General features: G+C 66.9%; 9 protein-coding genes. 5 read left to right on the top strand and 4 right to left on the bottom strand.

Translation table 11 applies throughout. The features are described 5' to 3' along the window. Positions 1-17 precede the first annotated feature (17 nt). Positions 18-3,029 carry a TonB-dependent receptor gene (locus ABE472_RS06030; protein ID WP_313211336.1) on the bottom strand — a complete coding sequence of 1,004 codons (3,012 nt, stop codon included), beginning with the start codon at positions 3,027-3,029 and terminating at the stop codon, positions 18-20. 421 nt (positions 3,030-3,450) lie between these two features. Between ABE472_RS06030 and ABE472_RS06025 the strand changes: the two genes are divergently transcribed. Next, entirely contained in the window at positions 3,451-4,728 is a 1,278-nt protein-coding gene (locus ABE472_RS06025; RefSeq protein ID WP_313211335.1) for a sugar MFS transporter, read from the top strand. A 9-nt stretch (positions 4,729-4,737) separates the two neighbouring features. Here the strand turns inward: ABE472_RS06025 and ABE472_RS06020 are convergent, their stop codons facing one another. Continuing rightward, positions 4,738-5,745, bottom strand: coding sequence for a LacI family DNA-binding transcriptional regulator (locus ABE472_RS06020; RefSeq protein WP_313219451.1), 1,008 nt, complete (start codon positions 5,743-5,745; stop codon positions 4,738-4,740). A 389-nt stretch (positions 5,746-6,134) separates the two neighbouring features. Between ABE472_RS06020 and ABE472_RS06015 the strand changes: the two genes are divergently transcribed. Continuing rightward, complete coding sequence (locus tag ABE472_RS06015) at positions 6,135-8,666, top strand: glycoside hydrolase family 3 N-terminal domain-containing protein (RefSeq protein WP_346465876.1); 2,532 nt, start codon at positions 6,135-6,137, stop codon at positions 8,664-8,666. 132 nt (positions 8,667-8,798) lie between these two features. On the opposite strand, the gene rho is transcribed toward ABE472_RS06015, so the two are convergent. Together rho and trxA are read right to left on the bottom strand one after the other, a co-directional pair. Beyond that, entirely contained in the window at positions 8,799-10,583 is a 1,785-nt protein-coding gene (gene rho / locus ABE472_RS06010; RefSeq protein WP_346465875.1) for a transcription termination factor Rho, read from the bottom strand. 222 nt (positions 10,584-10,805) lie between these two features. Beyond that, complete coding sequence (trxA, locus tag ABE472_RS06005; protein ID WP_019183509.1) at positions 10,806-11,135, bottom strand: thioredoxin TrxA; 330 nt, start codon at positions 11,133-11,135, stop codon at positions 10,806-10,808. 559 nt (positions 11,136-11,694) lie between these two features. Between trxA and rhlB the strand changes: the two genes are divergently transcribed. The 3 genes from rhlB (at position 11,695) to ftsX (ending at position 15,262) form a co-directional block, all read left to right on the top strand. Then, positions 11,695-13,404, top strand: coding sequence for an ATP-dependent RNA helicase RhlB (gene rhlB / locus ABE472_RS06000; protein WP_346465874.1), 1,710 nt, complete (start codon positions 11,695-11,697; stop codon positions 13,402-13,404). Between the two features lie 224 nt (positions 13,405-13,628). Beyond that, complete coding sequence (ftsE, locus tag ABE472_RS05995) at positions 13,629-14,315, top strand: cell division ATP-binding protein FtsE (RefSeq protein WP_121040406.1); 687 nt, start codon at positions 13,629-13,631, stop codon at positions 14,313-14,315. Further along, a complete protein-coding gene (ftsX, locus tag ABE472_RS05990) occupies positions 14,312-15,262 on the top strand; it encodes a permease-like cell division protein FtsX (protein WP_346465873.1) in 951 nt (316 codons plus the stop codon). Before ftsE ends, ftsX begins: the two co-directional genes overlap by 4 nt. Positions 15,263-15,264: the final 2 nt, after the last annotated feature.

Raw genomic sequence — 15,264 nt, 5'->3', positions numbered from 1 at the left:
GGGTCGGTACAGCCGACTCAGAACTTGTAGCGAACGCCGAACATGTAACGCGGCCCGGTCTGGGTGGCGTAGCGCAGCATGTTGGAATGGCGCGCGTAGGTGCGCATGGTCTCGTCGGTCAGGTTGATCGCCTCCACACTCAGCGTCAGCTGGTCGCTGACCGCGTAGCTGATGTTGAGATCGAGCTGGCCGTAGGCTTCGGTGTAGTTCGGGTTGGGCCCCTGGCCGCCGATGCCGTTGAGGAACTTGTCGCGCCAGTTGTAGGCCGCACGGACCTGCCAGGCGTTCTTGTCGTAGAACAGCACCGCGTTGGCAGAATCGCTGAGGCCGATCATCGGATACTGGTCGCCCAGGCTGAGGTTGTCGAAGGTCAGGCCGGATTTCACCTTGGTGTAGTTCGCCGCCACGCCAAAGCCGGACTGGCCGAACAGGTGCTGCACGGCCACTTCCCAACCCTGGAGGTGGTCCGAACGCTGGTTGGCCGGCAGGGTGACATCAAACCCGGCGATCGGATCACCCGGCTGGCCGACGATGCTGCCGGTCAGCTGACCGGCGGAGTTGACACCGGTGGAGGTCACGCCCGGGTCGCCGGCATGGTTGGTGAAGATGTAGTTGCGGAGGCACACCGTATCGGTAGCCACGCAGCCCGATGCCAGTGCCTCGTTCCAGTAGGCGCCGCCCACCGGGGTGTGCAGACTGCCTGCATCCTCACGCGCGATCGTATTGCTGATGAAGTTCTTGATGTTCTTGCGGAAGAAGCCGACCGAGGCGTAGCTGGCCTCTCCGTAGTACCACTCCAGCGAGAGATCGACGTTGTCCGAGAGCAACGGCTCCAGTGCCGGGTTGCCACGCGAGCCGGTGCCGCCCTGGGTGCGCACGATGTTGTCCAGACGCTGCCCGCTTTCGATCTGCGTCCAGCCCGGACGGCCGAGGCTGCGGCTGTAGCTGCCGCGCAGCGCCAACGATTCGCTCAGGTCCAGCTTCAGGTCGAGATTGGGCAGGATGTAGTCGTACTTGCCCTTGCCACCCACGAAGGCGCCTTCCTCGGCGTAGGTGATGTTGAATTCGTTGAGCGAATTCCAGCTGATGGAGGTCGGTACGCGCACCAGCGCCTGCGATTCCACCTCGGTTTGTTCGTAGCGCACACCCGCGGCGATATGCAGCGGCATGTTCCAGTCAAAGGTAGTGCGGTATTGCAGGTAAGCGCTCTTGGACGTTTCCGTGGTACGGATGTCCTCGGAGTATTCCGTCGGGGCGACATAGCAGGTGGGGCAGGCCGGCTCCACGCCATTGGCCACCTGGGCGGCACGATCGCGCAGGCGGTCGAAATCGAAGACCAGGAACTGGCCCGTCAGGCGCGGATCGTTGTGGCCGGAGAACGCCTTGAAGTACTTGCCCATGTCATCGGCGTACCAGATGCTGTCATCGTAGTCCGCAGGCGTACCGACGCCACCCCAGCTGTCTCGCTGCATGATGGCCGCGGCCGAGCGATTGTCCACCTTGGTGTGGCCCACGCCGAAATCCAGCGCGGAGTAGTCGGCAAAGCGGAACACGCCCTTGGCCTGCAGCTGCTCCACTTCAGACTTGTTGTAGCTGTTCTGGAAGACCGAGCCGGTCACCAGGGCATCCGACGCCTGGATGCCGCCAGGAGGCAGTGCGATGTTGATGATGGGGAGGTCGCCGCTGTAATCCACCGTGGTCTTGCCACGCACGTAAGCGGCGACGCCCAGCACGCCCGCCGAGCCGTAGGGGCCATCGGGCTGCGATTCGGCACTGGCGCGGTTGTAGTCGAAGGACAGGTCCAGCGCGTCGTTGACCTCCCACTCGACGTTGAAGCCCACCGCTTCCATGTTGTTCTTGGTCGCCAGCTTCATGCCGCCCATGGCCACGTCGCCGTTGACCACGTCTTCGCTGTAGACGATAGGCGCGGCAACCGGGCCGTTGGTCCAGGTGCTGTCGCCAGGGCCATAGTTGAACCACACCGACAGTTCGCTGCGCTGCTGCTGGACCTTGTTTTCCACATAGGTGTAGTCCAGCGTGGTGGTCACGTTGTCCAGCGGCTTCCACTGGAACGTGGCCTGCCCGTTGGTGCGCTGCCGCTGCACCGCATTGACGTTGTAGGCCGAGTTCTGCGGGCGGCCATAGATATCATCGGCGCCCGGGCGGTTGGTGATCCGGTCGGCATAGCCCGTGCCTGGTTGTGGCAACGCCCGCCAGTCGGTGGTGTCGCTGCCACGAAGGGTCGCCCAGCCTTCGGCCACGGTCGCCTGGTTGAAGCCCGAGTCGCGTTCCTGATGGCTGGCACTGAGTGCAACACCGAAGCGTCCGTCGGCGTAGGTCTGGCTGAAGATGCCCGATAGCTCACCGGTGATGTTGGACCCTTGCAGCGTGCGCGGCACGTTGTCGTTGGAGGTGTCGTGCACCGCCTTCAGGCCCAGGCTGACGACCGGCGCCGCCTCCAATGGACGCAGCGTCTTTATGTTGATGGTGGCGCCGATGCCGCCCGTCGGATTGTCGGCGCGGGTGGTCTTGTAGACCTCGACGGCCGAAATCGATTCGGAGGCGATATTCGCAAAGTCGAACGATCGCGAACCGTTCAGGCCAGCACCGCCGTTGCCGAGGTTGGACGCCGGCATCTGCCGGCCGTTCAGGAGCACCAGGTTGTAGTCCGGGCCGATGCCGCGCACGGTGACTTTGGAGCCCTCGCCGCTGGAGGTGCGGTCGATCGACACGCCGCTGATGCGCTGCAGCGATTCGGCCAGGTTGGTATCCGGGAACTTGCCGATGTCCTCGGCAATGATGCCGTCGACCACCCCCTGGCTGTCGCGCTTGAGGTTCATCGACGAGGTGAGGCTGCCACGGATGCCGGTGACCTGCACCGCATCCAGCGTGGTGGGATCGACGCCATCGGGGGCCGTCGTGGTGTTCTCTCGGGCCGCAGGATCCTGCGCCCAGGCCGGGCCGGCCAGGACAGCGAGAAGTGCGGAGGTGAGCATCGCCTTGCGGGGTACGGCCTTGTACGTCTTCATGATGATCCCTCCCCAGGGAATTCGATCGTGGCGGTTCTGCGTTGTGTCGGCGCGGGGTCCAGTGCGCACGGCCCGGATTGGAGCCATGGTTGACAGCGTTGTCAACAAACGCACGTGGCGATGCGCTTGCGGCCGACACCGAGCTGTGTCGTGCGTTGCAGTCGGGACGGCTGCGTGCGCGGCGGAAACACTGCAGCACGGGCGTTGTAGCTCGATTCTGCGGGGACGTGGGCCGCCGGAATGGCGATGCTGTTCTGTTGTGCAGTGCAGAACGAAACTGCGCGAAGGCATTCGGGCGCGTGCACTGCAGCATCGGCCGACCCTCGGATCCGATTGCTGACAGCGCTGGACAATCGCGGTCCAAGCAGGTTCCATGTCTGGCCGCCGACTGGCCGGCGCTCCCAATCTGGAAGGACATGCAATGGACACTCCCGCTGCCGTCCGCGGACAACATGTGCAAAGCAATGGCGTTGCACTGGCCGTGGTCACCGCCATCTTCTTCATGTGGGGCTTCCTCACCTGCCTCAACGACATCCTGATCCCGCACCTCAAGGCGGCGTTCGCCCTGACCTGGGTGCAGGCGATGCTGGTCCAGTTCACCTTCTTCGGTGCGTACTTCCTGATGTCGCTCCCCGCCGGGCGCCTGGTCGCGGCGGTGGGTTACAAGCGCGGCATCGTGGCCGGGCTGGCCATTGCCGGTGTGGGCGCGTTGCTGTTCTGGCCGGCCGCGCAGGCGCATGTGTACGGCCTGTTCCTCGGCGCGCTGTTCGTGCTGGCCACCGGCATCACCGTGCTGCAGGTGGCCGCCAATCCCTACGTTGCGCTGCTCGGGCCGGAACAGACCAGTTCCAGCCGGCTGACGTTGGCGCAATCGATGAATGCGCTGGGCACCACCATCGCGCCGCTGTTCGGTGGCCTGCTGATCCTCTCGGCCGCGCCGCGCACGGCCGATGAGCTGGCGCTGCTGCCGCACGCTGAAGCGCTCGCGTATCGCGCTGCTGAAGCGCAATCGGTGCAGGTGCCGTACTTCGGCCTGGCAGTGGCGCTGTTCGTGCTGGCGGTGGCGATCTGGATGTTCCGCCTGCCGACCATTCCCGGCGTGGAAGGCGAGGCTGCCACCGGCAGGGGCCGCCTGCGCGATGCGCTGCGCCACCGCCACCTGCGCTATGGCGTGCTGGCGATCTTCTTCTATGTGGGTGCGGAAGTCTCGATCGGCAGCGTGCTGGTCAACTTCCTTTCGATGCCGGGTATCGGTGAGGGGCTGACCGAGCAGGAAGCCACGCGCTACGTGTCCTTGTACTGGGGCGGCGCGCTGGTCGGGCGTCTGCTCGGTGCGGCATTGCTGACCCGTCTGGATCCGCGCCGCATGCTGGGGGTCTTCGCGTTGATCGTCATGGCCCTGCTGGCGGTGACGATGCTGGGCAGCGGCAACCTGGCCAAGTGGAGTGTGGTCAGCATCGGCCTGTTCAATTCGATCATGTTCCCGACCATCTTCGCCTTGGCGATTGCCCGCCTCGGTACGCTGACCGGCCAGGCATCGAGCCTGCTGGTGATGGCGATCGTCGGTGGGGCGGTGATCCCGCTGGCGATGGGTTGGCTGGCCGACCATCATGGGCTGCAGGTGTCCTTCCTGCTGCCGATGCTGTGCTACCTGTTCATTGCGTTCTACGCGTGGCGCGGTTCGCGCCACAGCGGCTGAGGCAGGCGATCAGCGGCGACGCGGTGGGTGCGTGGATTCGCGCACCAGCACCGCGTGATCGACGGTGATCATGGTGCCGGCGTCCGGCGAGCGGATGTGATCGATCAACTGCTCGGTGGCCAGCCGCCCCATGGCGGCGGTCGGCTGCCGCACCGTGGTCAGCGCCGGGTAGATATGCCCGGCGATCGGGGTGTCATCGAAGCCGCAGACCGACAGGTCCCGGGGGATGCGCAGGCCGCGTTGGCCGGCGACGCGGAACACTGCGGCGGCCATGTCGTCGTTGGCGGCGAAGATCGCCGTGGGTGGCTCTGCCAGATCCAACAGGGCGTTGGCCGCGTCGATGCCGGATTCGAACGAGAACTGGCCGTTGACCACCAGCGCCGGGTCGTACTCGATCCCGTACTGGCGCAGCGCCTGGCGATAGCCGGCGTGGCGCCACTGGCAGGCGCCATGCGCGCGCGGGCCCTTGATGTGGCCGATGCGGCGGTGGCCCTGCGCGACCAGGTGGCCGATCAGTTCGACCACCGCCGTGGTCTCGTCCATGCGCACGCCGATGCAGCCTTCGGGGTGCCGCGGCGCAATGGACGCATACGGAATTTCGTGTTCTTCCAGATAGGCCAGCACCACTGCGTCGTCGGTCAGTGGCGGGATCAGCACCACCCCGTCGGGGCGCGAATTCTCGAACAGCGCGGCCAGATCGGGCAAGGTGCGGCGCGCCGTGCCGACCGGGCCCAGGATCAGGTTGTAGTGGTTGGCGTGGCACGCCTCCAGCATCCCGTTCTGGATTTCCATCAGGTAATTGCGCGAGGGGTTGTTGTAGACCAGCGCCAGCGCATACGAGCGCTGACCGGCCAGGCTGCGCGCCGAGAGATTGGGTTTGTAGCCGAGGCGGGCCACCGCGGCCAGTACGCGATCGCGGGTTTCCACGCGCACGTTGGGCTCGTTGTTGAGCACGCGGGACACCGTCTTGATCGATACACCCGCAACGGCGGCGACATCCTCGATACGACTACGCATGGTGCGGGGGTTCCTCTTGGAGGGGCGGGCGGGCAGCTGCCGATGGTAGTGCGGGTGTGTCACATTGATGTTGCCGATGCAGGCGGATGTTGCCATGCCGGCGACGTGCGTGGCGGGTTCGTGTTTTTCCATGCCGCGATGCAGCAGTTCACGGGAGGGGCGGACACACGCTGCGCCGGCGATCCCTGCTGCAGCGGGACTTCGGCCGCAACCCTGCCCGACCGCGGTTGACAGCGTTGCCATGGGCTTATATGACAGCGCTGTCAGACAGGGGCGCTGACCGACGCAGTATCGCTACCCCGCCGGCCATCGACATCGCAGCGCGAGCGGTGCCCGGCTGCGGTCGCGCCCGTCCCGTTCGCGCGTATTTCATCAGAGGAAGATGTCCAGTGACCAGCTCCAACAAGACGATTCTCGCCACCTGCCTGCTGGCCGCGCTGGCCTCGACGGCCGGTGCCGCACCGGCCACCGGTGAACGCCTGCAGGACTGGCCCCACGTGGCCAGCGCGATCGCGCCGGATGCCGCGCTTGAGGCGCGGGTGCGGGAAATCGTGGCGGAGATGACGCTGGCGCAGAAGGTGGGCCAGATGACCCAGCCCGAGATCAAGATGATCACGCCCGATGAGGTCCGCCAGTACTACATCGGCTCGGTTCTCAATGGTGGCGGCTCCTGGCCGGGCATGGACAAGCACGCCACGGTGGCGCAGTGGCTGCAGCTGGCCGATGCCTATCGCGCGGCCTCGCTGGCCACCGATGCACGCACGCCGATCCCGGTGATCTGGGGCACCGATGCGGTGCACGGTCACAACAACGTCTACGGCGCCACGCTGTTCCCGCACAACATCGGCCTGGGCGCGGCGGGCGACGCCGCCCTGATCGAGCGGATCGGCCAGGCCACCGCACACGCGGTGCGCGCGACCGGCATCGACTGGGTGTTCGCGCCGACCCTGGCGGTGGCGCACGATCCGCGCTGGGGCCGTACCTACGAAAGCTATTCCTCCGATCCACATGTGATCCGCGCCTTAGCACAGGCCTACGTCAAGGGCGCGCAGGGACGTTTCGGCGATGACGGCAACGTGGTCGCCACGGCCAAGCACTACATCGGCGATGGCGCGACCGACAACGGCCGCGACCAGGGTGAGGCGCTGGTCGACAAGGCCACGATGATCAACGTGCACGGGCAGGGCTACTACGGCGCGCTCGGCGAAGGCGTGCAGACGGTGATGGCGTCGTTCAACAGCTGGAACGACCGCAGTGGCGGGGTCGACTACGGCAAGATGCACGGCAACAGAGCCTTGCTGACCGGTGCGCTGAAAGAGAAGATGGGCTTCGACGGTTTCGTCGTGTCCGACTGGAACGGCATCGCCCAGGTGCCGGGCTGCCGCAACGACAGCTGCGCGCAGGCGATCAACGCCGGCATCGACATGGTGATGGTGCCCGACGACTGGAAGGCCTTCATCGCCAACACCATGGCCCAGGTGGAGCGCGGGGAGATCCCGATGGCGCGCATCGATGATGCGGTCACCCGCATCCTGCGCGTGAAGCTGCGTGCAGGCCTTTTCGATCACAAGCCGTCGGACAGCCGCTACGCCGGTGATGTCGCTGCCGTGCAGCACCGTGAGCTGGCGCGCCAGGCGGTGCGCGAGTCGCTGGTGCTGCTCAAGAACGATGCGAAGGTTCTGCCGCTGCGCCGCGATGCACGCGTCATGGTGGTCGGCAAGAGTGCCGACAACCTGTCCGATCAGTCCGGCGGCTGGTCGCTGACCTGGCAGGGCACCGAGAACCGCAATGCCGATTTCCCCCACGCTGATTCGGTGCTGGGGGCGTTGCGTGCCGAGCTGGGCACACAGAACGTTGCCTACAGCGCTGATGCCACCGCGCTGGATCCCACCCGGTTCGATGTGGTGGTGGCGGTGATTGGCGAGACGCCGTACGCCGAGACCAACGGCGACATCCTGGCCTCTGATTCGGTCAGCCACAGCCGCGCCTATCCGCAGGATCTGGCGGTGCTGCGCGCGGCCCAGGCCAGTGGCAAGCCGGTGGTGACCGTGTACTTCTCCGGGCGCCCGATGTACACCAACGACCTGCTCAACCAATCGCAGGCCTTCGTGGCGGCGTGGCTGCCGGGCACCGAGGGCAAGGGCATCACCGATGTGCTGGTGGCCGGCAAGGATGGCAAGCCCGTGCATGATTTCCGCGGGCGCCTGAGCTTCCCGTGGCCGGGCGTTCCCTGCCCGGCACCGATCGACCGGCCGGACCCGAAGCGTCCGCCGCTGTTCGCGCTGGGTCACGGCCTGGCCTACAGCTCGCCCGGCACGCTGACGCGTCTTCCCGAAGCCAATCCGGACAACTGCGGCGAGGTGACCACCCTGCCGATCTTCAACCGGGCTGACACGCCACCGTTCGCGCTGCATGTGGCGGCCGGCGGCGCGACCCAGCCGCTGGGCAACGACCTCAACGCCACGCTGCGCTGGCCGGCCGCCGCGCCAGTGGTGCAGGTGCGCACCGTGCAGGTCAACACCCAGCAGGACGCGAAGGAAGTCACGTGGCTGGCACCGGCGCAGTTGATCGCGCGCAGCACCTCGCGGCGCAACCTGGGCGCGCTGGCGCGCAACCACGGCGCGCTGCAGTTCGACCTGCAGCTGGTGCAGCGCCCGACATCGCCGGTGACGGTGAGCATGCAGTGCGGCACCGGCTGCGACGGCGGCGTGGATATCGCGCCGCTGCTGACCACGCTGGCACCGGGCCAGAAGCAGACCGTGACCGTGCCGCTGGCGTGCTTTGCCAAACGCGGCGTGGACCTGGGCGCGGTGGAAGCGCCGTTCGTGGTGAGCGCCGACACGCCGTTTGCGGCGGCGTTTACCCAGGTGCGCGTGTCGGTGAATGCAGACAAGGCGCCGGGCGTGGTGCGCTGCCCGTAGAGCCGGGCTCTGCCCGGCCGGCGTTCGGCGGAGGATGCGTGGAGCCGGCCAGCGGCCGGCACTACCCGGGCACCCTCTCAACGAAAAAGACCCCGCAATGCGGGGCCTCTTTCTGTCCGGATGCTGCGCCGATCAGCGCTTCATCGAACCGAAGAACTCGTCGTTGGACTTGGTGTTCTTCATCTTGTCGAGCAGGAATTCCATTGCGGCCATTTCATCCATCGGATGCAGCAGCTTGCGCAGGATCCAGATCTTCTGCAGCAGTTCCGGTTCGATCAGCAGATCTTCGCGGCGGGTACCCGAGCGGTTGATGTCGATCGCCGGGAACACGCGCTTTTCGGAGATGCGACGGCTCAGGTGCACTTCGCTGTTGCCGGTGCCCTTGAACTCTTCGTAGATCACCTCGTCCATCTTGCTGCCGGTATCGACCAGCGCGGTAGCGATGATGGTCAGGCTGCCGCCTTCCTCCACGTTACGCGCCGCGCCGAAGAAGCGCTTCGGACGGTGCAGGGCGTTGGCGTCCACACCACCGGTGAGCACCTTGCCGGAGCTGGGCACCACGTTGTTGTAGGCACGCGCCAGGCGGGTGATCGAGTCGAGCAGGATCACCACGTCCTTCTTGTGCTCGACCAGGCGCTTGGCCCGCTCGATTACCATTTCGGCGACCTGCACGTGGCGCGCAGCCGGTTCGTCGAAGGTGGAGCTGATGACTTCGCCGCGCACGGTGCGCTGCATTTCCGTCACTTCTTCCGGGCGCTCATCGATCAGCAGCACGATCAGGTGCACGTCCGGATGATTGGTGGTGATCGCCGTGGCCACCTGCTGCATCATCATCGTCTTGCCGGCCTTGGGCTGGGAGACGATCAGCGAACGCTGACCCTTGCCCTGCGGTGCCATCAGATCGAGGATGCGGCCGGTGATGTCTTCGGACGAACCGTTGCCGCGTTCCAGGGTGAAGCGCTTGCGCGGGAACAGCGGGGTCAGGTTCTCGAACAGCACCTTGTTCTTGGACGCTTCCAGCGGCTCACCGTTGATGGTGTCCACGATCGACAGCGCGAAGTAGCGCTCGCCGTCCTTCGGGAAGCGGATGCGGCCGGACAGGTGGTCGCCGGTGCGCAGGTTGAAGCGGCGGATCTGGCTGGGCGAAATGTAGGTATCGTCCGGGCCGGCCAGGTAGCTGGCTTCGGCCGCGCGCAGGAAGCCGAAGCCGTCCGGCAGGATTTCCAGCACGCCGTCGGCGGCAACGCCGTCGCCATGACGGGTCAGCACCTTGAGCAGGGCGAAGATCACGTCCTGCTTGCGGGCACGGGCCACGCCTTCGGAGATCTGCAGCTGTTCGGCGATTTCCAGCAGCTTCTGTGCCGGCATGCGCTTGAGGTCACTCAGCGAATAGACCGGGAAGCCTTCGGGCACGTTGGCCTGCTGGCTGCGCACGAACGGCTGCTGTTCGCCGTTGTCCTGGGGCATGCCGTCGTCGTTGTAGCGATCGCCACCGCGGTTGCGGTCACGGCGATTGCGGAAACGGTCGCGGCGGTTGCCCTGACCCTGGCCTTGGCCTTGGCCTTGGTTCTGGCCCTGGCCCTGCTGGTACGGGTTCTGCCCGCCCTGCGGGTTCTGGTGCCGGCCATTCTGGTTGCGCTGGCCACCGTCGCCGGTGTCCTGCTGACCACCGCCCTGCGAGGGCGATGCGTCGCCACCGGCAGAAGCTGCCGGCGCCGATGCCTGCGGGGCTGCCGAAGGAGCAGCAGCCGGCGCCGGCGCGTCAGACGCGGCAGCCAGAGGCAGAGCGGGTTGTGAGGGGGGGGAACCGGCGTCGGCAGCGGTGTTGGCGGCGGCCTTGGCGACGCGCGGCTTGCGCACGCGCTTCTCGGCGGGCGCGTCGGCGCTCCCGGGTTCGGAAGTAGTGATATCGGACAAGTGCTGGATTCCTCGCTAGAAGGTGCGAGCGCCCGGCAGGGCGGCGAACGTTGGGAAAGGATCTGGAAGGAAACTGCGTCCAGAAGATGCGGCGCGCGAATGCGGCCGGATATGCCGACACTAACACCGGCTCGCGGCGGCGCGCAAGCCGGGTGGGGCAGGGTCATTCATGCGGGCGACGGGCCCGCGTGGCAGCCGGACGGTGCCGGCTGCCCGCTGCGATCAGGCCAGGGCCTTGTCGAGCATGCCGGCCAGCTGGGCCTTGCCGACGGCACCGATCTGCTGGGCCTGGACTTCGCCGTCCTTGAACACCAGCAGCATCGGGATCGAGCGCACGTGGTACTTGGCGGCCAGGGCGCGGTTCTGGTCCACGTTGACCTTGGCGATCTTGGCGCGGCCGTTGTAGGCGTCGGCCAGTTCATCCAGCGCCGGGGCGATCATCTTGCAGGGACCACACCATTCGGCCCAGAAATCGACCAGCACCGGTTCCTTGGAATTCAGCACTGCGCTATCAAAGTCGGCGTCGCCGACATGTACAACCTTGTCGCTCATCTTGGTTTCTCGTCTGGTAATGCACCCGGCAGGGCCGGAGGAAGTTGAATTTGGGCAACGCCAACCGGGCGTCACCCTCGTCTGGTGCCTCGTGGCCGCGGGCGGCCAGCGGTGCGTTCGGCGGATGCCTGGACGCTCACGGGGCGCAGTGTACCGCTATCGCCGTGACCGGACAGACGCTGGTTGGAAAGAAGCGTCCCGTGATCGCCCACCTGCGTTATCGCGACGATCCCGGTTGATATGCGGGGGCCAGCACGACGGTTCCAGCCCCGCCCGCCGCGCCGTTCAACCGGCGGCAGGGCGGGTGAATACGAGGTGCAGAGCGCACGCCAGCCGTGCCAACGCGCTGTAATGGCGCGCTGGACGGGCATTCTCACGGGGTCTAGCGACGGGGGATCCCGGTTTGCCGCCGACATTGCGCTAAACTGGGGCATTGCGCGGCGCCCTGGACCCGAGTCCGGCCCCGCCAATCCCGGCGCAGGGGCCGTTTGCGACGGTGCCCCCCAAGATGATGCAAGCCACCCGCACCTCTGCCGGCTGGCCTTACCAAGACGGACTCATGAGCGACAAACCGCTGACCGATTTGACCTTCTCCTCCTTCGAGCTGCATCCGGCCCTGCAGGCCGGCCTTGAAGGAGCCGGATTCACCCGTTGCACGCCCATCCAGGCGCTGACCCTGCCGGTCGCGCTGCCCGGCGGCGACGTCGCCGGCCAGGCCCAGACCGGCACCGGCAAGACCCTGGCCTTCCTGGTCGCCGTGGTGAACCGCCTGCTGACCCGCCCGGCGCTGGCCGACCGCAAGCCGGAAGACCCGCGCGCGCTGATCCTGGCCCCGACCCGCGAACTGGCGATCCAGATCCACAAGGATGCTGTGAAGTTCGGCTCCGACCTCGGCCTGCGCTTTGCGCTGGTCTACGGCGGTGTGGATTACGACAAGCAGCGCGAAATCCTGCAGCAGGGCGTGGACGTGATCATCGCCACCCCCGGCCGCCTGATCGACTACGTCAAGCAGCACAAGGTGGTTTCGCTGCACGCCTGCGAGATCTGCGTGCTCGACGAAGCCGACCGCATGTTCGACCTGGGCTTCATCAAGGACATCCGCTTCCTGCTGCGCCGCATGCCCGAGCGCAGCACGCGCCAGACGCTGCTGTTCAGCGCCACGCTCAGCCATCGCGTGCTGGAGCTGGCCTATGAGCACATGAACGAGCCGCAGAAGCTGGTGGTGGAGAGCGAATCTATCACCGCCGCCCGCGTGCGCCAGCGCATCTATTTCCCGGCCGACGAAGAAAAGATCCCGCTGCTGCTGGGCCTGCTCTCGCGCAGCGAAGGTGCCCGCACCATGGTGTTCGTCAACACCAAGGTGTTCGTCGAGCGCGTGGCGCGTTCGCTGGAAAAGGCCGGCTACCGCGTCGGCGTGCTGTCCGGCGATGTGCCGCAGAAGAAGCGTGAGAGCCTGCTCAACCGCTTCCAGAAGGGCCAGCTGGAAATCCTGGTGGCCACCGATGTCGCCGCCCGCGGCCTGCACATCGACGGCATCAAGTACGTCTACAACTACGATCTGCCGTTCGATGCGGAAGACTACGTGCACCGTATCGGCCGTACCGCGCGCCTGGGCGAAGAAGGCGATGCGATCAGCTTCGCCTGCGAGCGCTACGCGATGGGCCTGCCGGATATCGAGGCCTACATCGAGCAGAAGATCCCGGTCGAGCCGGTCACCAGCGAAATCCTGACCCCGATCCCGCGCGCGCCGCGTGCACCGTCGCCGGAAGGCGAGGGTGATGCCGAGGGCGACGAGAACGAAAGCGTCGGCCAGATCTTCCGCGAAGCACGCGAAGCGCGTGCCGCCGAAGAGCAGCGTCGTGGCGGTGGCAGCAGCCGTGGCGGCAAGCCGGCCGGTGGCCGTGGCGAGCGCCGCGCACCGGGCGAGCGCAGTGCCGATGGCAAGCCGCGTCGCGAGCGCAAGCCGCGCGTGGAAGGCGAGCAGCCGGTCGCTGCCGTCGAGGCCGAGCTCAAGCCGCAGCTGGCCCCGACCGCCGCGCCGTCTGCCGATGGCAGCCCGGCGGTGGAAGGTGAGCGCGCGCCGCGCAAGCGTCGTCGTCGTCGCCACGGCCGTCCGGTCGAAGGTGCCGAGGGCGCGGCAGCCACCGGCCCGGTGACCCCGGTGCAGGTGACCGCCAAGCCGATGCGCGGCACGCCCGCCGCCGATCCGGGCGCCTCGTTCCTGACCCGCCTGGGCCGCAAGATCCGCCGGATGCTGTCCGGTTCGTAAGACCGGACGCGCGACCCGCGATGCCTGGGGGGTATAGCCCCCTTGGTAAGGGGGCGGTCGCGAAGCGACGGGGGATCGGGTGCTGATGAGAGGGGCCCACGGTTTGCGCAGCGAACCGTGGGGCGACAGCGCGAATGCGATGGCGCTTCCCCCGACCAACGGTCGGCACCTACCGTCTGACGCCCGACCTCCACGCCGCCACCCTCGTCCTGCATAATCAGGGGATGAGCGTCCTGCGTTTTGACAATGTCAGCAAACAATATGCGGGCGGCCACCAGGCACTGGTGGACGTCAGCTTCGATGTCGCCCCCGGGGAAATGCTGTTCGTCACCGGCCATTCCGGTGCGGGCAAGAGCACCCTGCTCAAGTTGATCCATCTCGACGAGCGGCCCAGCCGCGGCGCGGTGATCTTCAATGAGCGCAACCTGCTGAAGGTGCGCGGCGGAAGTATTCCGCGGCATCGGCGCGAGGTCGGTGCGGTGTACCAGGACCATCGGCTGCTGATGGACCGCAGCATCGCCGAGAACGTCGCCCTGCCGTTGATCCTGCGCGGCACCCGCCGCAACGAGATCGGCAAGCGCGTGCGCTCGGTACTCGAACGCATGGGCCTGGGCCATCGCGAAAAAGCCCTGCCCTCGCAGCTGTCGGCCGGTGAACAGCAGCGCGTCGGTATCGCCCGTGCGATTGTCGGCGAGCCCACGCTGCTGGTCGCCGATGAGCCCACCGGCAATCTCGATCCCACGTTGGCGGCGGAAATCATGGCGTTGTTTGCCGAGTTGCCCGATCGCGGCACCAGCGTGCTGGTGGTCAGCCACGATCTGGCCCTGCTGCGACGCATGCGCAAGCGCGTGCTGATCCTGGATCACGGCCGCCTGGTCGATGACATCTCGCCGCAGGACCTGGCCGAATGAATACTCCGGTGACCAAGGAAACCGCCGCGCCCTCGCGCTTGGGCGTGTGGCTGCACCATCACGGCCACAGCGTGGTCTTCAGCCTCGGCCGTGCGTGGCGCAAGCCGTGGGCGACGCTGCTCACGGTGATGGTCATGGCGCTCGCGCTGGCCCTGCCGCTGGGCCTGTCGATCGCGCTGGACAACCTCAAGCACTTCGCCGGCAGCGTGCAGCAGTCGCGCGACATCAACCTCTTTCTGAAGACCGACGCCGGTGCCGATGCGGCCCGCCAGGTGGCCGAGGCCCTGCGCGGTCGCGCCGACGTGGCCAACGTCACCGTGCAGACCCCGGAGCAGGGCCTGGCCGAGCTGCGCGAGAGCGCCGGGCTCGGTGAGGCCATCGATGCACTGCATGACAATCCGCTGCCGACCCTGCTGATCGTGACCCCGGGCGAGGGCGCCGACGATGCGCGCCTGGCGCAGTCGCTGGAAGGCCTGCCGCAGGCCGATCTGGTCCAGCACGATGCGTTGTGGCGCAAACGCCTGGATGGCTGGCTGGGCTTTGGTACGCGCCTGGTGCAGGTGCTGTCGGTGCTGCTCGGCCTCGGTGCCGCACTGGTGGTCGGTAACACCGTACGCCTGGACATCCAGGCGCGCCGCGATGAGATCGGCGTGCTGCAGCTGCTCGGCGCCAGCGATGGCTTCATCCGCCGCCCGTTCCTGTATCTGGGCGCGTGGTACGGCCTGGGCGCCGGCGCGGTCGCCCTCGCGCTGATCGGTGCGGCCGGGCTGGCGCTGCGTCCGCCGCTGGCGGCGCTCTCGCAGAGTTATGGCAGCCCCTTCGTGCTGCATGGTCTGGACCTGCTGCATTCCTCGTTCGTGCTGCTCGGCACCGTGGTGCTGGGCTGGCTGGGCGCCTGGCTGGTGACGGGGCATTTCCTGCGCCAGACCCGTCCGACCGAAACCTGAGG

Source organism: Stenotrophomonas sp. TWI809, assembly GCF_039673205.1.
Lineage (GTDB): Bacteria > Pseudomonadota > Gammaproteobacteria > Xanthomonadales > Xanthomonadaceae > Stenotrophomonas.
Note: the sequence above shows the minus strand (reverse complement) of the source record. Positions and strands in the feature narration are given on the sequence as shown.